Genomic DNA, 18,420 nt, shown 5'->3' on the forward strand with positions numbered 1-18,420 from the left:
TCGGGCGGTGCGCCACGAATGCTTTAGCGCCCCAGGCCCGGGACCACCTCGGCGCCGGGGAGGTCGGCCAGCAGGCGTCCCGGCACGAGCAGCTTGGACCGGCGCACCCCGCTGCCGAGGACGACCACCTCCTCGTCGAGGAGCGCGTCGTGGACCAGCACCCGCCACGGCGCGGGCAGCCCGACCGGGGTGATGCCGCCGTAGGCCATCCGGGTCTCCTCGACGGCCCGGTCCATCGGCAGGAAGGAGCACTTGCGCACGTCGAGCAGCTTGCGCACGAGGGTGTTCACGTCGGCGCGGGTGTCGGCCCGGACGACGCACGCAGCGATCCTCTCGTCGCCGGCCCGTGCGCCGGCGACGACCACGCAGTTGCCGCTCGCCGTCAGCGGGATGTCGTACGCCTCGCTCATGGCCGCCGTGTCGGCGAGGTCGGGGTCGATCTCGACGACAGCGACCTCGGCGGCGCCGGCCCAGACGGCCAGCGCCTCCGCGACGGGCGCCGCGACCAGGTCGGGGTGCTCCGCGGCGGGGAGCGACGTCAGGGTGGGGAACGAGGGCAGCGTCACGCGGTCATCATGCGCCATTCACTCCCGCGCCACCCGGGGACCACCCTGCCGTCCCCGGCGGCAGGCAGCGTGGGCGGCATGACGGTGACCCGCGAGGCGTCCCAGGCCCTCGGGTCGAGGACCTCGTCGTTGGTCCTCACGCCCGCCGTGGTTGCGCACCGCGGCGCCAGCGGTCACCGTCCCGAGCACACCCTCGACGCCTACCGGACCGCGATCCGGATGGGGGTCGACGACATCGAGCTCGACCTCGTCTGCACCCGCGACGGGGTCCTGGTCGCCCGCCACGACCTCGAGCTCAGCGCCACCACCGACGTCGCCGCGCGGCGCGACCTCGGTCACCTGCGGCGGACCCTCGTCGTCGACGGCGTGGCGCAGCGCGGGTGGTTCGCCCAGGACCTCACCCTGGCCGAGGTCAAGACCCTCGCCGCCCGCGAGCGGATGCCGGGCACGCGACCGGGGAACGCCGCGTACGACGGGGCCGAGGGCGTGCCGACGCTCAACGAGGTGCTCGCCATGGTCGGTGCGGAGTCGGCGCGGCGTGGGCGTCCCGTCGGCCTCCTGCTGGAGCTCAAGCACGCCGCCCACCACGACGCGGCAGGACTCCCGCTGGACGTCCCGCTGCTGCGCGACCTCGCCCGCCACGGCCTCGACCACCCGTGGGCCCGGGTCACCCTGATGTCGTTCGAGGCGGACGTCCTGCGCCGGCTCGCTGCTCGCAGCCGGTTGCCCGTCGTCCAGCTCCTCGAGGCCGGCGAGGACGTGTCGCCGGACGCGCTCGACCGGATCGACGAGTACGCCGACGGCATCGGCCCGCACCGTTCGCTGGTGCTGCCGCGCGACGGGCGCGGGGCGATCGGCAAGGCGTCCACGCTGGTCCGCGACGCCCACCGGCGCGGCCTCACCGTGCACGCGTGGACGGTGCGCGGGGAGAACCGCTTCCTCCCCAGCAACCTGCGCCGCGGCGAGGCCCCCGACGCGCTCGGGGACATGGCGGCCGAGGTCCGGGCCCTGCTCGACGCCGGCGTCGACGGGGTGATCACGGACCACCCGGAGGCGGCCCTGGCAGCCGCGCGGGAGGTGCGAGGCACAGCCTTGCACCGGCGTACGCTCACCCCGTGACGCACGCCCGCACCGACGCCCCGGCCCCGACGTCCCAGGCACTCCTCGAGCGCATCCGCGCGTCCGTCATCGGCGACGACCAGGTCATGCGCGGCCCCTACGGCCCGCGCCGGGTCACCTACGCCGACTACACCGCGTCGGGGCGCAGCCTGACGTTCATCGAGGACTTCATCCGCGACGAGGTGCTCCCGGCGTACGCCAACACCCACACGGAGGCGAGCGGTACCGGTCTCCAGACCACGCGGCTGCGCGAGGACGCCCGTCGCATCATCCGCGACGCCGTCGGCGGGGACGACGAGACGGTCGTCGTGTTCTGCGGGTCCGGCAGCACCGCCGCGATCGACAAGCTGATCGGGATCCTCGGTCTCCGGATCCCCGCCGGGCTCGACGACCGCTACGACCTCAGCGCCGCGATCCCGGCCGACCAGCGGCCGGTCGTCTTCATCGGCCCGTTCGAGCACCACTCCAACGAGGTCAGCTGGCGCGAGACCATCGCCGACGTCGTCACCATCCGCGAGGACGCCGACGGCCGCGTCTCCCTCGACCACCTTCGCGAGGAGCTCGAGCGCCACGCCGACCGGCCGCTCAGGATCGGCTCCTTCTCGGCCGCATCCAACGTCACCGGGATCGTCACCGACACCGAGGGTGTCGCCGACCTGCTCCACGAGCACGGCGCCCTGAGCTTCTGGGACTTCGCCGCCTGCGCGCCCTACGTCGACATCGAGATGTACGGCCCCGGCCGCTCGCGCAAGGACGCGATCTTCATCAGCCCGCACAAGTTCATCGGTGGCCCCGGGACGCCGGGCGTGCTGGTGGTGCGCCGCGAGCTGATGGCCAACCGGGTGCCGGTCGTGCCCGGCGGCGGCACCGTCATGTACGTCAACCCGACCGAGCACCGCTACCTCGACGACAAGGCCCACCGCGAGGAGGGCGGCACCCCCGCCATCGTCGAGTCGATCCGTGCCGGGCTGGTCTTCCAGCTCAAGCAGGCCGTCGGTGTCGAGACGATCCAGGCGCACGAGGAGGAGCTGCTCCAGCGGGCCGTCGAGGCGTGGCGCGCCGAGCCGACGCTGCAGATCCTCGGCAACCTCGACGCCCAGCGCCTCTCGATCGTGAGCTTCGTGGTCAAGGCGCCCGACGGGACCTACCTGCACCACAACTTCGTGGTCGCCCTGCTCAACGACCTCTTCGGGATCCAGACGCGCGGCGGCTGCTCGTGCGCCGGCCCCTACGGCCACCGGCTGCTCGACATCGACCTCGACCGCAGCCACCAGTTCGAGGCGCAGATCGCGGGCGGCTGCGAGGGGATCAAGCCCGGCTGGGTCCGGGTGAACTTCAACTACTTCGTCGACGAGGAGGTCTTCTCCTACGTCGTGGAGGCCGTGCGCCTCGTCGCACGGGAGGGCTGGCGGCTGCTGGGGGACTACCGCTTCGACCCGCTGACCGGCCTCTGGCACCACCGCACCGGCGCCGTCGAGCCGCCGATGCGGCTCTCGCTCGTGTCGTACGCCCCCGACGGGACGATGACGTGGCCCGCGCACACGCAGACGGCCCCCGTCTCGGTGCTCCGGGAGCACCTCGACGAGGGCCGCGCGATCATGGCCGCCGCGTCGCCGCCGGACTGGTCGGACACCGCCCACCTGGGTGCCGACTTCGACGACCTGCGCTGGTTCGCCCTGCCCGCCTGCTCGATGGGCTGAGGCCGCTACGCCCTGCGGCGCGCGGGCCAGACCGTCGCCGCGAGCCCGGCCGCGCCGGCGGCCAGCCACGGGATCGGCATCAGCCAGCGGAGCTCGGAGGTGTCGACGACGTCGCCCTGGACGAGGGCCCACACCAGGACCATGCCGGCGAAGGCGACGCCCATCACGAGCTGGCCGATGTTGACCGGGTGGAGTCCCGACGGCTTGTCGGGGGCGTCGAGCGGGCCGACCATGGGCTCGTCGTACGTCGTGGTGCCGTAGATGTCCGTGTCGTACGCGCTGTCGTAGCTGCTGTCGGTGTTCTCGGTCATGGCGCTGCTCCTCAGGCCGCTTCGCGGACGATGATCTCGCCGCCGACCAGGTCGATGGTGATGGACATGTCGGGGACGTCGTCGCCGCCGTCGACGAACCCGGTCTCGGTGACGTCGAACCCGCCGACGGTGCGGTCGAAGATGCGGGCCTGCCCGCCGACCACCTGGGCGCGGACGTCGACGTCCATGCCCTCGGGCACGACCACCTCGACCCTGCCGCCGACGCCGTCGACCGTGATGTCGCGACCGTCGAGGGCGTCGACGTCGGTGACCTCGGACAGGTCGAGGGTGAAGCGGCCGCCGCCGAAGTCGTACGACTCCTGCACGTCGCTCGCCTCGGTCGGGGCGTAGTAGCGGTTCTCGTCACCGATCTGGTGGCTCGCGGTGGCACCCGCCGTGGCGATCGCCGCGACCAGGCCGACCGCGATCAGCCCGCCGGCGCGACCCCAGAAGGAGCCGACGACCAGCATGAGGGCGGTGATGCCGAGGGCGAGTGCGGGGTAGGCGCTGTCCGCCACGGCGACCCCGGCGAGGTCGACGACGCCGAGCACGCCCTCGGCCAGCGCGATGAGCGCGAGGGTGAAGAAGAACAGGATCGGACCATTCTTGCGCGGGTTCCGCGGCCGGGGGGCCGGGGCGTGCTGCTGCCACCTGCCCGGGTCGCTCGGCGGCAGGTACGAGCTCGCGTAGGTGTCCGCGTAGGTGTCCGCGTAGGTGTCCGCGTAGGTGTCCGGGTAGGTGTCCGCATGGGCCTCAGGGTGGTCCTGCGCGTGGGGAGCCGCCGGTGCGGTCGGCTCGCTGCCGTAGCCGCTCGTGGGCGGCGGGGCGTCCTTCTGCTTCCTGTGCAGGAACCACACGACGCCCGCGGCGATGATCGCGAGCGGCCACGGGAACCAGAACGCTCCGGCCCAGTCGCCGAGGCCGGCGAGGACGGCGAGCACCCCGACGCCCAGGAGGGCGAGGCGGCGGCTGCGCTGGTCGAGGCCGAGCGGCTCGTCCTGCGTGCCCTCCTCGGGCACCAGGACCCACGCGCCGACGTAGAGGAGGAGGCCGGCTCCGCCGAAGAACACGGCCACCACCAGCGCGACCCGCACGATGATGGCGTCGACGTCGAGGTGGCGGGCGATGCCGCCGGCGACGCCGGCGATGTGCCGGTCGGTGACGCTGCGCCGCAGGCGGGAGAGGTCCTTCACCTCGTCGCGGCTCACGCGGGGGCCCGACGGGGGTGGGCCGCCGGGGCCGGGCTGCTCGGTGTCTGTGGTGGGGCGGGCGTTGTCCATGCCTCAACTCTCGTCGCGTCGGGTGGCTCGCACCATCGGGGACAGCCCTGATTCGCAGCCGGTGCGCCGGGGTCCGGCTCAGGGTCGGCTCGGGGTCAGTCCTCATGGTCGCGCACCCCCGCGCCTGCGACGATGGAGCCACGATGACGCCCAGCTCCGCCTCCCTCCCCCCGGCCGCGCCGGCCCGACCCGGTGGGTCGCGCCGCGCCTACCGCGACATCAACGCCGCGATCGCCGGCGGGGTGGCGTCCGGGCTCGGCGAGCACCTCGCGGTGCCGGTGCTCTGGGTGCGCGGCTTCTTCGTCGCCACCGCGTTCCTGGGCGGGTTCGGCCTCATGCTCTACGCCGGGCTCTGGATGTTCCTGCCGGGCGACCAGCGCTTCGACGTCGGCGCCCCCGGTCTGGAGAGCGCGAGCCGCACCGGCAAGCGCCCGGGTCGACGGTCCCGGTTGCGCGACGCCGGGCCCGCGATCGCCCTGGGGGCACTGTTCTTCGGCGTCGTCCTCGGCGTCGAGGGCATCTTCGGCAACGGCGTGCTGTTCTGGCCGGTCGTCCTCGGCGTCGCCGGGGTCGGGCTGCTGTGGCGGCAGGCCGACGAGGCGCAGCGCGAGCGCTGGATGGACTCCTCGGGGCGCATCGACCCCTTCCGGGCGATCTTCGGCAGCGGCGGGTGGGCCGCCTACGGCCGGATCGCCGCCGGTCTCGGCCTGATCATCACCGCGCTCTCCGTCTTCGCCGTCGCCGCCGGGCAGGCGCGCTTCGCCGTTCCCGTGCTCGTGTCCGGCCTGCTCGGCCTGCTCGGGCTGGCGATCGTCGTCGGGCCCTGGGTGGTGCGGCTCGCCAGCGACCTGTCTGCCGAGCGCGTCGAGCGCGTACGCACCCAGGAGCGCGCCGACATGGCCGCCCACCTCCACGACTCGGTGCTCCAGACCCTCGCGCTCATCCAGAAGAACGCCCACGACTCCACCACCGTCGCCCGTCTGGCGCGCTCGCAGGAGCGGGACCTGCGCCAGTGGCTCTTCGAGGCCGAGACCTCCGACGCGACCACGCTCGCCGGCGCTCTCAAGGAGATGGCCGCCGACGTCGAGTCGCAGCACCCGGTCGTGGTGGACGTCGTGACGGTCGGCGACTGCGACCTCGACGAGGCGCTGCGCCCGGTCGTGCTTGCCGCCCGCGAGGCCGTCGTCAACGTGGCCAAGCACGCCGGCACCGAGCGCGCCGACGTCTACGCCGAGACGACCGGCTCCGCGGTCGACGTCTTCGTGCGCGACCGGGGCGCGGGCTTCGACCTCGACGCCGTCGCGACGGATCGGCACGGCGTGCGCAACAGCATCGTGGACCGGATGTCGCGGCACGGCGGGAGCGCGGACGTACGCTCGGCTCCCGGCGAGGGCACCGAGGTCCGCCTGCACATGCCCCGCACGTCCCACTCCTCCTCCCACACCGACCAGGAGCACCGATGACCCAGACCACCGCTGGACCCGTGCGCGTCGTCCTCGTCGACGACCACGCGATGTTCCGTGCCGGGGTGCGCGCCGAGCTCGCCTCCGCCGGCGCCGGTGTCGTGGAGGTCGTCGGCGAGGCCGCTGACGCCGATGCTGCGATCGGCGTCGTCGGCGACCTCAGGCCCCAGGTGGTCCTGCTCGACGTGCACCTCCCCGGCGGGGGAGGCGTCGAGGTGATGCGTCGCCAGCCGTCGCCCGACACCCTCTACCTCGCGCTGTCGGTGTCCGACGCCGCGGAGGACGTGATCGGCACGATCCGCGGTGGCGCGCGCGGCTACGTCACCAAGACGATCACCGGCCCCGAGCTCGTCGACGCGATCAACCGGGTCGCGGGAGGCGACGCCGTCTTCTCGCCGCGGCTCGCGGGCTTCGTGCTCGACGCCTTCGCCGGGTCGATCGACGTCGCCGCCGTCGACGAGGACCTCGACCGGCTCACCGAGCGTGAGCGCGAGGTGATGCGGCTGATCGCCCGCGGCTACGCCTACAAGGAGGTCGCGAAGGAGCTCTTCATCTCGGTGAAGACGGTCGAGACCCACATGTCCTCGGTGCTGCGCAAGCTGCAGCTCTCGAGCCGCCACGAGCTGACCAAGTGGGCCTCGGACCGGCGTCTGCTGTGACGCCGTAACCGCCTCCCGGTGGGTGGGTGAGGATTGACAAGTCCTCCCTGACCCGAAACGGTCGACGGATGACGGACACCGCCACCAACGCCCACCTCGACGACGAGGACAGTGAGCTCAAGCGGTCGATCACGGGCCGCCTGCTGTTCTTCTACACGCTCGGCGACGTCCTCGGGTCGGGCATCTACGTCCTCATCGGCCTCGTCGCCGCGGCCGTCGGCGGCGCCTTCTGGATCGCCTTCGCGCTCGGTGTCACCGTCGCGGCGATCACCGGTTCGGCGTACGCCGAGCTTGTCACGAAGTACCCCCGCGCGGCCGGTGCGTCCCTCTACGTCAACAAGGCGTTCGGCAACCGTCCCCTGACCTTCCTGGTCACCGTCTCGTTCCTGGCCGCGAGCATGGCGGCATCCGGCTCGCTCGCCGTCGGGTTCGCGTCCTACTTCTCCGAGGTGTGGTCGGCGCCGCCGGCGCTCCTCGTGTCGCTGGTGTTCGTCGCGCTGCTGGTGGTCGTGAACTTCATCGGCATCACCGAGTCGGTCTGGATGAACATGCTGATGACCTTCGTCGAGGTCGCCGGCCTGCTGATCGTGATGCTCATCGGCATCATCCACGTCGCGCAGGGTGACGCCGACTTCGGCGTCCTGACCCGCATCGACGTGTCCGGCGACTACGGCAGCCCGGCGCTGGCGGTCCTGGCCGGCATCTCGTTCTCGTTCTTCGCCATGACCGGCTTCGAGAACACCGCCAACGTCGCCGAGGAGACCATCGACCCCTACAAGGCGTTCCCGCGCTCGCTGGTCGGCGGCATGGTGGTCGCCGGTCTCGTCTACGTCCTGGTGTCCATGGCGGCGGCACTGACCGTGCCCACCGAGACGCTCGCGACGTCCGACGCGGCGCTCCTCGAGGTCGTCAAGCAGGGGATCCTGCCCTTCTCGACCGACTTCATGGCCACGCTCTTCTCGGTGATCGCGCTCATCGCGATCACCAACACCACGCTGGTCACTATCGTCACGCAGCCGCGGGTGCTCTACGGGATGGCCCGCGAGGACGTCGTGCCGGGCGTGTTCGCCAAGATCCACCCCGTCCGCCGCAGCCCCTGGGTCGGCCTCATCTTCTCCGGCGCCGTGGTGGGCTCCCTGCTGGTGATCGGCACGCTCGTCACCGAGGCCGGCGGCGGCATCGACCTGGTCGGCCGGCTCGCCACCGTAACGGTGGTGCTGCTCCTGGCGATCTACGCCATCGTGATCGTGGCCTGCCTCCGCCTGCGCGGTCGCGACGAGGACCACCCGTTCTTCCGCGCCAACACGCCGCTCCTCTTCCTCGGCCTGGTCGGCAACCTCGCAATCCTCTACTTCACCATCTACGACGACCCCACCTCGCTCCTGTGGTGCGCCGGCCTGCTCGGCGTCGGGCTCGTCCTGTTCCTCGCCGAGTACTTCTTCGGTAGCAAGGGGACCGGCTCCAAGGCGCCGGACCTCGACGACGTCAAGGGAGTCTGAGCATGCACGTCATCGTCGCCACGGACGGTTCGAGGCAGTCGCTCGCAGCCGCCAAGCACCTCAAGTCCTTCGCGGACCCGACCAAGGTCACCGCGGTCTCCGTGGTCGCCGTGGTCCGACCGCTGGCGTCGGTCGCCTTCGCCGACGACCTGTCCGAGGGTCGGCTCGACGGGACGTTCCGCGACGCCGCGCAGAGCGCCGTCGACACCATCGCCGCGGTCTTCGAGGGCTGGGGACCGAAGGTCAACAAGCGCATCCGCAGCGGGTCCGCGGCCAACGAGATCATCAAGGCCGCCAAGCAGTACGACGCCGGGCTCGTGGTGGTGGCCGCGGGTGGCCGCGGCCTGAGCGACAGCGTCCTCGTCGGCAGCACGGCGCAGCGCGTCCAGCACTACGCACCCTGCCCCGTGCTCGTCGTACGTCCCGCGCCCCGCAAGCGGAAGTAGCGCCGCGCCGGCCGTAGGGTGTCCGCCATGGAGACCCTGCGCCTGGTGCTGCTCTTCGTCCACATCCTCGGCTTCGCGGCGCTGCTCGGCGGCCTGCTCGTGCAGGTGCGCGAGCCGTCCAAGTCGGTCAACGCGCTGATGCGCGACGGTGCCGGGACGGCGTTCCTCGCCGGCCTGCTCCTGGTCGGGGTCCTCGAGGCCGGCGACGGCGACGTCAACCACGCCAAGATCGGCGTGAAGTTCGCGATCGGCCTCGTGATCCTCGTGCTCGTGATGGTCAACCTGCGCAAGCCGAGCATCCCGCAGGGGCTCTACTTCGCGCTGCTGGGCCTGACGGTCGTCAACATCGCGGTCGCGGTCTTCTGGTCGCCCGCCCACGCCTGAGGCCTGTCCCACCTGCCGCATAGGCTGGGTGGGTCATGAGCCCCACTGAAACCCCCTCCGACCGCGCCCTGGTCGACAACCCTCTGCTCGACGGCCTCAACGAGCCCCAGCGTGCCGCCGTCGTGCACGCCGGGCCCCCGCTGCTGGTGGTCGCCGGGGCGGGCTCGGGCAAGACGCGCGTGCTCACCCGCCGCATCGCCTGGCTGATCAACGAGCGCAAGGCCCACCCCGGCTCCATCCTGGCGATCACCTTCACCAACAAGGCCGCCGCGGAGATGAAGGAGCGGGTCGAGGACCTCGTCGGCAAGCGTGCCCGCATCATGTGGGTCTCGACGTTCCACTCCGCGTGCGTGCGCATCCTGCGCAAGGAGATCGACCGGGTCGGCTTCAAGTCCAACTTCTCCATCTACGACGCCGCCGACTCCAAGCGCCTGATGACGCTGGTGCTGCGCGACCTCGAGCTCGACCCCAAGCGCTACCAGCCCAACGCCGTGCTCAACTGGGTCTCGGACCAGAAGAACGAGCTGCGCGACGCGGAGGACGCCGCCAAGGAGGCCCGCAACTCGTTCGAGGAGGCCTACGCCAAGGCGTTCGCCGCCTACCAGCGCCGCCTGCGCGAGGCCAACGCCCTCGACTTCGACGACCTCATCATGACCACGGTCCACCTGCTCCAGGCGTTCCCCGACGTCCGGGAGAACTACCGCCGGCGCTTCCGCCACGTGCTCGTCGACGAGTACCAGGACACCAACCACGCCCAGTACAGCCTCATCCAGCAGCTGTGCGGCGTCTCGATGGAGGAGCCTGAGACCGAGGTGATGGGGGAGCAGGTGGCCCCCAGCGAGCTCATGGTCGTCGGTGACGCCGACCAGTCGATCTACGCCTTCCGCGGCGCCGACATCCGCAACATCCTCGACTTCGAGCAGGACTTCCCCGACGCGACGACGATCCTGCTCGAGCAGAACTACCGCTCGACCCAGACGATCCTCACGGCGGCCAACTCCGTCATCGGCAACAACCGCGGGCGCAAGCCCAAGCGGCTGTGGACCGACGCGGGCGAGGGGGAGCGGATCGTCGGCTACGTCTCCGACGACGAGCACGACGAGGCCCGCTTCGTCAGCGAGGAGATCGACAAGCTCGTCGACGACGCCGGCATCAAGCCCGCCGACGTGGCCGTCTTCTACCGCACGAACGCGCAGTCGCGTGTCTTCGAGGAGGTGTTCATCCGCACCGGCCAGCCCTACAAGGTGGTCGGCGGCGTCCGGTTCTACGAGCGGCGCGAGGTGCGCGACGCGCTGGCCTACCTCCGGATGCTGGTCAACACCGCCGACGAGATCTCCCTGCGCCGGGTGCTCAACACCCCCAAGCGCGGCATCGGCGACCGGGCCGAGGCCTGCGTCGCCGCCCTCGCCGACCGCGATCGCATCACGTTCTGGGAGGCGCTGGTCCGCGCCGACGAGGCGCCGGGGCTCGCCACGCGCAGCCTGAAGAACATCCAGGGCTTCGTCGCGATGGTCCAGGAGCTCCAGTCGATGGTCGAGGCCGACGAGCGGCCCGACGTGATCCTCGAGTCCGTCCTCGAGCGCTCCGGCTACCTCGCCGAGCTCGAGGCCAGCGACGATCCGCAGGACGGCACCCGCGTGGAGAACCTCGCCGAGCTCGTCGCGGTCGCGCGCGAGTTCGCCGAGGACCCGCAGCCCGGGCCGAGCGCCGACCCCGCCGAGGTCGAGGCCGGCACCGTCGCGGTCGGGCTCGGTGACTTCCTCGAGCGGGTGGCCCTCGTCGCCGACGCCGACCAGATCCCCGACGCGCCCGACGGCGACGACTCCGGCGTGGTGACCCTGATGACCCTCCACACCGCGAAGGGCCTCGAGTTCCCCGTCGTCTTCCTCACCGGCCTCGAGGACGGCGTCTTCCCGCACCAGCGCTCGCTGGGCGACCAGCCGGAGCTCGAGGAGGAGCGCCGCCTCGCCTACGTCGGCCTCACCCGCGCCGAGCAACGCCTCTACGTCTCCCGCGCGCTGGTCCGCTCCGCCTGGGGCGCGCCCAGCCACAACCCCGCCAGCCGCTTCCTCGACGAGCTGCCCGTCGACCTCGTCGACTGGCGGCGTACGGCAGCGGAGCAGACGCGCTGGGGCCGTCCCGACCACACCGGCGGCTCCACCCGCCTCGGTACACCCACCGACGCCGGGCGCCGCAACTTCAGCACCGCCGCGCTGCGCGCCGATGCCGCGGCCAAGGCGAAGCCCGCGCGCGAGATCCCCAGCCTCTCGCCGGGGGATCGGGTCGTGCACGACTCCTTCGGCATGGGCACCGTCGTCGCCGTCGACGGGGTCGCGGAGAAGTCCGTCGCCTCCATCGACTTCGGCTCCGACGGCGTCAAGCGCCTGCTCCTGCGCTACGCGCCGGTCGAGAAGCTCTGAGGAGCGCCACGCTCCTCGTGGTCGCGCGGGCGTACGGAGCCCCGCCCCGATGCGTACGCCGCCCCGCCGGGCGGTGAGTGACGCACGTTCTGAGCCGCGGGAACGTGTCTCACGCACCGCTGCCGAGGTCGGGCGGTGTACCAGCCACATTCCGGCCCGTGGCAATGTGGGTCACGCACCGCTGACGGGCGTGTCGCCGTACGCCGCGCCCACCGGCGGTGTGCCAGCCATATTCCGAGCGCCGAAAGGGTGGCTCACGCACCGCTAGCGAGGGTGGGCGGTGAGTGACGCACGTTCTCAGCCGCAGAAACGTGGCTCACGCACCGCTAGCGAGGGTGGGCGGTGAGTGACGCACGTTCTCAGCCGCAGAAACGTGTCTCACTCACCGCTGCCGACGCCGGGCGGTGAGTGACGCATGTTCTCAGCCCCGGGAACGTGTCTCACGCACCGCTGGGAGCGGAACACCCGTACGCCACACCGCCCGAGGAGACGTCGGTCAGGGGACGATGCCGTGCTCGACGAAGGCCTGGAACGGGTCGACGGGGCCGCCGCCGCCGGGGCGGACCTCGAGGTGCAGGTGGGAGCCGGTGACGTTGCCGGTCGCGCCGACGGTGCCGATGACCTCGCCACCGTTGACGCGGTCGCCGACGGAGACGTAGATCGAGGTCTGGTGGCAGAACCAGATCTCGGTGCCGTCGTCGAGCGTGACGACGGTCTTGTTGCCGTAGGCGCCGTCGTAGCCGGTCTCGGTGACGGTGCCGTTGGCGACCGCCATGATCGGGTCACCGCTGTCGCCGTTGAAGTCGAGGCCGGTGTGGTAGTTGGCCCAGAGGCCGTACTGGCCGAAGGTCGCGGTGATGCCGTAGTGCGCGAGGGGGAGAACCCACTTGTTCTCCTTGATCTTCGCCGCCTGCTTCTCGGCGGCCTTGCGCATCTCCTCGAGCTTGGCGGCGCGGGCGGCCGTCTGCTTCTCGGCGAGGGCGACCAGCTCGGGGTCCACCTCCTCGCCACCGGAGTCGCGGGTCTCGCTGCGGCTGACGACCGAGCCGCGGCGCTGGAGCGCCTGGCCGGCGACGGAGCCGATGGAGGCGCTGGCCTCGACGGCGGAGCCGGTGGAGGTCAGCGCGGTGACGCCGGCGCCCGACGCGGTGACCGCGCCACCGGCGGACACGGCGAGGACGGCGACCCCTGCCACGAGGGGCAGGGACGGGAGCTTCACCACGGAGCGGCGGGGCGGCGTCGCAGCGCGACGCTTGCCGGTCGTGGGTGCAGCCGTTGCCGAGGTGCGGCGCTTGGGAGCGCGCTCCGCTCGGTGGTTGCCCATGGAGGAGTTACCAATCTGCCGGTCGTCGGGGGTCGGGGTCGGCTAGACCGCGACCGACCATAACGGAAAGATCACGGGAAAGTGCAACTGTCGATCAAATTGATGTGCACAACCCGCCCGACGTCCGGAATCCGAACCCGCGGCCCGGTCCCGACGCCTCACCCACGCGCGGCCTGGTAGCGCTCGAGCGCCTCGCGCCGCTCGTCGGCGTGGTCCACGATGCGCAGCGGGTAGTCCTGCTCGTAGCCGACGTCGGACTTCCACGGCTCGTGCGCCGCCTTGCCCGGCAGGTGGTCGAGCTCGGGCACCCAGCGCCGGACGTAGTCGCCCTGCGGGTCGAACTTGATGCCCTGGGTGACGGGGTTGAAGACGCGGAAGTACGGCGACGCGTCCGTGCCGGTCCCGGCGACCCACTGCCAGCCGTGGTTGTTGGACGCGACGTCGCCGTCGATGAGCAGGTCGAGGAAGTGCCGGGCGCCGACGGGCCACCACACGTGGAGGTCCTTGGTGAGGAAGGACGCGGTGATCATCCGGACCCGGTTGTGCATCCAGCCGCTGTGCATCAGCTGCCGCATCCCGGCGTCGACGATCGGGTAGCCGGTCGTGCCGGTGCGCCACGCCTCGATCGCGTCGGCCGGCTCGTCGTACCTCATCGCCTTCAGGCCGGGCTTCAGGTCGGCCCACGCCGAGGCGGGGGTGTGCCACAGCACGTCGGCGTAGAACTCGCGCCACGCGATCTCGTTGGCGTAGGTCGAGGTGGTGTCCATCTCGGCGAGCAGCGACCGGGGGTGGAGGAGGCCGAGGTGGAGGTACGGCGAGAGCCGCGAGGTGCCGTCGTGGTCGGGCCGGTTCCGCTCGCGCGGGTAGGCGCGCAGGCCGTCCTCCCGGAACGCCCGCCACCGCCGCCACGCGGCGTCCTCGCCCGCGGCCGGCAGGTCGAACGGCGCGTCGGCGACGGCCTTCTCGAGCAGGCCGACGGCCCGCTGGTGCGAGTCGCCCTGCACGATGTCGGGGGAGCGGGGCGTACGCGCCGGCTCGGGCCAGCCGCGCTCGCGCCAGGCGCGGGCGTACGCCGAGAAGACCTGGTAGGGGTCGCCGCTGCCGTTGCGCACCAGGCCGGGGCCCACGGCGTACGGCGAGCCGGTCGTGACCAGCTCCACCGCCTCCCCGACGGCCTCGTCGCGGCGGCGGCCGTACGGCGTCGTCTCCGCGGACACGTGCACGCGCCGGCCGTCGGCGACGCGCGGCACGACCTCGCGCGGGTCGCCGTGCAGGATCGTGAGCGGGACGCGCTCGGCCAGCGACAGGACGTTGGCGGCCAGCCAGGCGCGGCGGGCGGGCCCTGCCCCCGACCAGATCGCCGGGTCGACCACGAAGAGCGCCGTGACCGGACCCTCCTCGAGCGCTGCGAGGAGGGCGGGGTTGTCGCGCACGCGCAGGTCGCGACGGAACCACATGACCGACGAGCTCGGGGTGGGCCTCGAGGTGGGCATGGTCCTCAACGTAGCCGGGGCGTGAGCACCACCACGCTCACCCGGCCTCGTGGTGACCCGCCGAACAGGTCTAGGGTGCCGAGAGGGAATCCCCGCCACTGTTCGCAAGACGAAAAGGATCGGTCACCTCGTGGACCTGATGGAATTTCAGGCGAAGGAGCTCTTCGCCAAGCACGGAGTCGCAACGACGTTGGGTGTGGTCGCCGAGACCCCGGAGGCCGCGCGTGCAGCCGCCGAGGAGATGGGCGGGGTCACCGTCGTCAAGGCCCAGGTCAAGGCCGGCGGCCGTGGCAAGGCCGGCGGCGTGAAGATCGCGAAGACCGCCGACGAGGCCGAGTCCTACGCCCGCGACATCATCGGCATGGAGATCAAGGGCCTGCGGGTCAACCGCGTCCTGGTCACGCCCGCCACCCCGCCGGTCGAGGAGTACTACTTCTCCTTCCTGCTCGACCGCTCCAACCGGTCCCACCTGTGCATCGCCTCGGTCGAGGGCGGCGTGGAGATCGAGGAGGTCGCCAAGACCAACCCCGAGGCCGTGCGCCAGATCCGCATCGACGCGATCGAGGGCGTGACCCCCGAGAAGGCCGCCGCGATCGTCGACGAGGCCAAGTTCCCCGCCGAGCTGCGCGACCAGGCCATCGAGATGGTCCAGAAGCTGTGGAAGGTCTACGTCGAGGAGGACGCCACCCTCGTCGAGGTCAACCCGCTGGCGCGCCTCGAGGGCGACAAGCTCGAGGCCCTCGACGGCAAGGTGTCGCTCGACGACAACGCCTCCGAGGTCCGCCACCCCGACCACGAGCAGTTCGAGATCCGCGAGGAGGCCGACCCGCTCGAGGCGAAGGCCAAGGACAAGGGCCTCAACTACGTCAAGCTCGACGGCGAGGTCGGCATCATCGGCAACGGCGCGGGCCTCGTGATGAGCACCCTCGACGTGGTCGCGTACGCCGGCGAGGCGCACGGCGGCGTGAAGCCGGCCAACTTCCTCGACATCGGCGGCGGCGCCAACGCGCAGGTCATGGCCGACGGCCTCGACGTGATCCTCAACGACGAGCAGGTCAAGAGCGTCTTCGTCAACGTCTTCGGCGGCATCACCGCCTGTGACGAGGTCGCCAACGGCATCAAGGGCGCGCTCGAGATCCTCGGCGACAGCGCCACCAAGCCGCTCGTCGTGCGCCTCGACGGCAACAACGTCGACAAGGGCCGCGCGATCCTCGACGAGCTCAACCACCCGCTGGTCACCCAGGTCGACACGATGGACGGCGCGGCCGACAAGGCCGCCGAGCTCGCCCACCAGGCCTGAGAGAGAGAACAGAAGAGATGTCGATCTACCTCAACTCCGACTCCAAGATCATCGTCCAGGGCATGACCGGCGGGATGGGTGCCAAGCACACCACCCTCATGGTCGAGTCCGGCGCCAACATCGTCGGCGGCGTCAACGCCCGCAAGGCCGGCACCACCGTCGAGCTCGGCGGCAAGGAGCTCCCCGTCTTCGGCACCGTCGAGGAGGCGATGAAGGAGACCGGCGCCAACGTGTCCGTCGCCTTCGTCCCGCCCGCCTTCACCAAGGACGCCGCGATCGAGGCGATCGACGCCGAGATCCCCCTGCTGGTCGTGATCACCGAGGGCGTCCCGGTCCTCGACACCGCCGAGGTCGTGCAGTACCTCGAGGGCAAGTCCACCCGGATGATCGGCCCCAACTGCCCCGGCATCATCACGCCGGAGGAGTCGCTCGCCGGCATCACGCCCCACACCATCGCGGGCAAGGGCCCCATCGGCCTGGTCTCGAAGTCGGGGACGCTGACCTACCAGATGATGTACGAGCTGAAGGACTTCGGCTTCACCACCGCCATCGGCATCGGCGGCGACCCGATCATCGGCACCACGCACATCGACGCCCTCGAGGCCTTCGAGAACGACCCGGAGACCAAGGCGATCGTGATGATCGGCGAGATCGGCGGCGACGCCGAGGAGCGTGCCGCGGCCTACATCAAGGACAACGTGACCAAGCCGGTCGTCGGCTACGTCGCGGGCTTCACGGCTCCGGAGGGCAAGACCATGGGCCACGCCGGCGCCATCGTGTCCGGCTCCTCGGGCACCGCCCAGGCGAAGAAGGAGGCCCTCGAGGCCGCCGGCGTCAAGGTCGGCAAGACGCCGTCCGAGACCGCCGCCCTGATGCGGGAGATCCTCCAGGCGCTCTAGCCGTCAGGCGCTCTGGTCGCCGACGCTCTCCAGACGGCCTCGCAGGTCCACCTGCGGGGCCGTCGTGGATTTCGCGTGCCGGTCGTGGCGGGTCGGCGGATGCGCCTCCCACAGCAGCCGCCACACGACGTGGGCGCCGAGCAGGCGCACCGGCGCGACGGCGGTGAGGCGCCGGGGCGACGGCAGGGTCGGGCAGGCCGAGCTGGCCAGCGTGGAAGGAATGGACATGGTCTAGCACCCCGTTTTCGTGAACACGCACATCGCCGACACGATCGTGCCGGTGGTCTCGGTGACCCCGTCGGCCTGCTGGTCCAGCGATGCGAGCGAACCCTCACCGTACGTCTGCACCATCAGTCGCGCCGAACCCACCCTCGTCACCTGGAACACCGAGCTGCCCAGGCCGTCGTCGTAGGTGAGCCCCATCGTCACCGTGTCGTAGCCGGTGTCGCGGTCCAGGACCGTCCACACCTGGTTGTCGATCGCGCGGCACTCCTCGGCCGCGCGGCGGATCGCCTCCATGGCGCGCAGCGCCCGGTCCGCGTCCTCGTGCACCACGAGCTCGCGACCGTCGAAGTACTCCGGTCCCAGGGCTCCCGTGACCAGCCTGCGCGTGGCCCCGGCGCCGGACGCGGGCCACACGACCCGCCCGCACATCTCCACCTCGCCCATGCCGTCGGCGTCGGGGGAGGGGCCGTACACGTCCGTCTCGTCGTCGCCCTCGGGGAGGCCGGTGCCGAGCGGGAAGTCGGCCGGGACCTCGGTGACGACGGGTGTCCCGGCCGGCTCCTCGGTGGGTGTCCCGGCCGGCTCCTCGGCCGGCTCCTCGGTGGGTGTCTCGGTGGGGGTCCCGGTCGGCGTCGCGGTCGGGGTCCCACCGTCGGCGAACGACTGGAGCGCGGCGATGACCGTGCCCAGGGTGCCCGCCGCCGCGTCGAGCCCGGCGTCGAGGTCCTCCCACTCGCCGTACTCCTGGGTGACCAGGAGCGCCGCGCCCGCCGGCACGACGTTGACGACCAGCGCGCCGGGCGCGGCCTCGCCGTCGACACGGTAGGTCTGGACGAGGACGGCGGCGGGCGACGGCCCGAACGGGGAGGCCCGCACCTCGGTGCGGGTCTCCCACTTGCCCTCCGCGGCGGGCGTACGGCAGTCCGTGGGCAGGTCGGCGAGCGACTGCGCCACCTCGGCTGCGCGCTCCGGGCTCCCGAGGAGGACCAGCTCGCGGGTGCTCAGCGCCTCGCCGCCGCTGTTGTCGGCGACCATCCGGTCCCGCTCGCCCAGTCCGCGCAGCGGGGAAGTGCCGCACAGCTCGAGGTCGCGCAGGCCGGTGCCGGTGCGCGTGGTCGGGATGGCATCGCCGGGACCACCCATGCCGGCCGACAGCGGGAAGTCGTCGGGGATCGAGGTGTCCGGGCCGTTCGGGGTCGCCGCCGACGTCGAGTCGTCGGTGCCACGCGAGCCGCCCGCGGCGCCGTCACCCGGCTGGTCGCCGCAGCCGGCCAGCGCCAGCGAGCAGGCCAGGGCGGCGGTCAGCAGGGGCGCGCGGAACCTCATGCCCTC

The 18,420-nt window shown here is 71.9% G+C and carries 17 protein-coding genes; 10 read left to right on the forward strand and 7 right to left on the reverse strand.

Annotated features, from left to right (window positions below; genetic code table 11):
- Positions 1 to 23 precede the first annotated feature (23 nt).
- Complete coding sequence (locus tag F4692_RS12035; RefSeq protein ID WP_308645273.1) at positions 24 to 566, reverse strand: YbaK/EbsC family protein; 543 nt, start codon at positions 564 to 566, stop codon at positions 24 to 26.
- A gap of 78 nt (positions 567 to 644) precedes the next feature.
- Here F4692_RS12035 and F4692_RS12040 point away from each other — a divergent pair, with 78 nt between their 5' ends.
- Positions 645 to 1,685: a glycerophosphodiester phosphodiesterase family protein gene (locus tag F4692_RS12040; protein ID WP_179619866.1), complete on the forward strand. Its 1,041-nt coding sequence runs from the start codon at positions 645 to 647 to the stop codon at positions 1,683 to 1,685.
- On the forward strand, positions 1,682 to 3,385 hold the full coding sequence (locus F4692_RS12045) for an aminotransferase class V-fold PLP-dependent enzyme (RefSeq protein WP_308645274.1): 1,704 nt from the start codon (positions 1,682 to 1,684) through the stop codon (positions 3,383 to 3,385). Before F4692_RS12040 ends, F4692_RS12045 begins: the two co-directional genes overlap by 4 nt.
- 5 nt (positions 3,386 to 3,390) lie before the next feature.
- Here the strand turns inward: F4692_RS12045 and F4692_RS12050 are convergent, their stop codons facing one another.
- Together F4692_RS12050 and F4692_RS12055 are read right to left on the reverse strand one after the other, a co-directional pair.
- Positions 3,391 to 3,696 carry a hypothetical protein gene (locus tag F4692_RS12050; protein ID WP_179619867.1) on the reverse strand — a complete coding sequence of 102 codons (306 nt, stop codon included), beginning with the start codon at positions 3,694 to 3,696 and terminating at the stop codon, positions 3,391 to 3,393.
- Between the two features lie 11 nt (positions 3,697 to 3,707).
- The gene (locus tag F4692_RS12055) at positions 3,708 to 4,976 is read right to left on the reverse strand and encodes a PspC domain-containing protein (RefSeq protein WP_179619868.1); all 1,269 of its coding nucleotides are present in this window, start codon (positions 4,974 to 4,976) and stop codon (positions 3,708 to 3,710) included.
- Positions 4,977 to 5,119: 143 nt separating this feature from the next.
- Here F4692_RS12055 and F4692_RS12060 point away from each other — a divergent pair, with 143 nt between their 5' ends.
- From F4692_RS12060 to pcrA, 6 genes are all read left to right on the forward strand, one after another.
- On the forward strand, positions 5,120 to 6,439 hold the full coding sequence (locus tag F4692_RS12060) for an ATP-binding protein (protein ID WP_179619869.1): 1,320 nt from the start codon (positions 5,120 to 5,122) through the stop codon (positions 6,437 to 6,439).
- Positions 6,436 to 7,098: a LuxR C-terminal-related transcriptional regulator gene (locus F4692_RS12065; protein ID WP_179619870.1), complete on the forward strand. Its 663-nt coding sequence runs from the start codon at positions 6,436 to 6,438 to the stop codon at positions 7,096 to 7,098. Before F4692_RS12060 ends, F4692_RS12065 begins: the two co-directional genes overlap by 4 nt.
- A 68-nt stretch (positions 7,099 to 7,166) precedes the next feature.
- Positions 7,167 to 8,597: an APC family permease gene (locus F4692_RS12070; protein WP_179619871.1), complete on the forward strand. Its 1,431-nt coding sequence runs from the start codon at positions 7,167 to 7,169 to the stop codon at positions 8,595 to 8,597.
- 2 nt (positions 8,598 to 8,599) lie between these two features.
- On the forward strand, positions 8,600 to 9,043 hold the full coding sequence (locus F4692_RS12075) for a universal stress protein (RefSeq protein ID WP_179619872.1): 444 nt from the start codon (positions 8,600 to 8,602) through the stop codon (positions 9,041 to 9,043).
- A gap of 27 nt (positions 9,044 to 9,070) precedes the next feature.
- A complete protein-coding gene (locus tag F4692_RS12080) occupies positions 9,071 to 9,427 on the forward strand; it encodes a hypothetical protein (RefSeq protein WP_179619873.1) in 357 nt (118 codons plus the stop codon).
- Positions 9,428 to 9,462: 35 nt separating this feature from the next.
- On the forward strand, positions 9,463 to 11,847 hold the full coding sequence (gene pcrA / locus F4692_RS12085) for a DNA helicase PcrA (protein ID WP_179619874.1): 2,385 nt from the start codon (positions 9,463 to 9,465) through the stop codon (positions 11,845 to 11,847).
- A gap of 496 nt (positions 11,848 to 12,343) precedes the next feature.
- Here pcrA and F4692_RS12090 read toward each other — a convergent pair whose 3' ends face one another.
- Both F4692_RS12090 and F4692_RS12095 read right to left on the reverse strand, forming a co-directional pair.
- Positions 12,344 to 13,171 (reverse strand): M23 family metallopeptidase, encoded by an 828-nt coding sequence (locus F4692_RS12090; protein ID WP_179619875.1) that lies wholly within the window; start codon positions 13,169 to 13,171, stop codon positions 12,344 to 12,346.
- A gap of 158 nt (positions 13,172 to 13,329) precedes the next feature.
- Entirely contained in the window at positions 13,330 to 14,664 is a 1,335-nt protein-coding gene (locus F4692_RS12095) for a cryptochrome/photolyase family protein (protein WP_179619876.1), read from the reverse strand.
- 130 nt (positions 14,665 to 14,794) lie between these two features.
- Between F4692_RS12095 and sucC the strand changes: the two genes are divergently transcribed.
- Together sucC and sucD are read left to right on the forward strand one after the other, a co-directional pair.
- Entirely contained in the window at positions 14,795 to 15,964 is a 1,170-nt protein-coding gene (sucC, locus tag F4692_RS12100; RefSeq protein ID WP_179619877.1) for an ADP-forming succinate--CoA ligase subunit beta, read from the forward strand.
- A gap of 17 nt (positions 15,965 to 15,981) precedes the next feature.
- Positions 15,982 to 16,863 carry a succinate--CoA ligase subunit alpha gene (gene sucD, locus F4692_RS12105; protein ID WP_179619878.1) on the forward strand — a complete coding sequence of 294 codons (882 nt, stop codon included), beginning with the start codon at positions 15,982 to 15,984 and terminating at the stop codon, positions 16,861 to 16,863.
- 3 nt (positions 16,864 to 16,866) lie between these two features.
- Here the strand turns inward: sucD and F4692_RS12110 are convergent, their stop codons facing one another.
- Both F4692_RS12110 and F4692_RS12115 read right to left on the reverse strand, forming a co-directional pair.
- Positions 16,867 to 17,091, reverse strand: coding sequence for a hypothetical protein (locus F4692_RS12110; RefSeq protein ID WP_179619879.1), 225 nt, complete (start codon positions 17,089 to 17,091; stop codon positions 16,867 to 16,869).
- 3 nt (positions 17,092 to 17,094) lie between these two features.
- Positions 17,095 to 18,414: a hypothetical protein gene (locus tag F4692_RS12115; RefSeq protein ID WP_179619880.1), complete on the reverse strand. Its 1,320-nt coding sequence runs from the start codon at positions 18,412 to 18,414 to the stop codon at positions 17,095 to 17,097.
- Between the last annotated feature and the right edge of the window lie 6 nt (positions 18,415 to 18,420).

It is taken from the genome of Nocardioides cavernae (assembly GCF_013410035.1).
GTDB lineage: Bacteria > Actinomycetota > Actinomycetes > Propionibacteriales > Nocardioidaceae > Nocardioides > Nocardioides cavernae_A.

Excerpts from the sequence above, each read along its gene's own strand:
- F4692_RS12040 (WP_179619866.1), top strand. The coding sequence starts at position 645 with ATGACGGTGACCCGCGAGGCGTCCCAGGCCCTCGGGTCGAGGACCTCG.
- F4692_RS12050 (WP_179619867.1), bottom strand. The coding sequence starts at position 3,696 with ATGACCGAGAACACCGACAGCAGCTACGACAGCGCGTACGACACGGAC.
- F4692_RS12055 (WP_179619868.1), bottom strand. The coding sequence starts at position 4,976 with ATGGACAACGCCCGCCCCACCACAGACACCGAGCAGCCCGGCCCCGGC.
- F4692_RS12060 (WP_179619869.1), top strand. The coding sequence starts at position 5,120 with ATGACGCCCAGCTCCGCCTCCCTCCCCCCGGCCGCGCCGGCCCGACCC.
- F4692_RS12065 (WP_179619870.1), top strand. The coding sequence starts at position 6,436 with ATGACCCAGACCACCGCTGGACCCGTGCGCGTCGTCCTCGTCGACGAC.
- F4692_RS12070 (WP_179619871.1), top strand. The coding sequence starts at position 7,167 with ATGACGGACACCGCCACCAACGCCCACCTCGACGACGAGGACAGTGAG.
- F4692_RS12075 (WP_179619872.1), top strand. The coding sequence starts at position 8,600 with ATGCACGTCATCGTCGCCACGGACGGTTCGAGGCAGTCGCTCGCAGCC.
- F4692_RS12080 (WP_179619873.1), top strand. The coding sequence starts at position 9,071 with ATGGAGACCCTGCGCCTGGTGCTGCTCTTCGTCCACATCCTCGGCTTC.
- pcrA (WP_179619874.1), top strand. The coding sequence starts at position 9,463 with ATGAGCCCCACTGAAACCCCCTCCGACCGCGCCCTGGTCGACAACCCT.
- F4692_RS12090 (WP_179619875.1), bottom strand. The coding sequence starts at position 13,171 with ATGGGCAACCACCGAGCGGAGCGCGCTCCCAAGCGCCGCACCTCGGCA.
- F4692_RS12095 (WP_179619876.1), bottom strand. The coding sequence starts at position 14,664 with ATGCCCACCTCGAGGCCCACCCCGAGCTCGTCGGTCATGTGGTTCCGT.
- sucD (WP_179619878.1), top strand. The coding sequence starts at position 15,982 with ATGTCGATCTACCTCAACTCCGACTCCAAGATCATCGTCCAGGGCATG.
- F4692_RS12110 (WP_179619879.1), bottom strand. The coding sequence starts at position 17,091 with ATGTCCATTCCTTCCACGCTGGCCAGCTCGGCCTGCCCGACCCTGCCG.
- F4692_RS12115 (WP_179619880.1), bottom strand. The coding sequence starts at position 18,414 with ATGAGGTTCCGCGCGCCCCTGCTGACCGCCGCCCTGGCCTGCTCGCTG.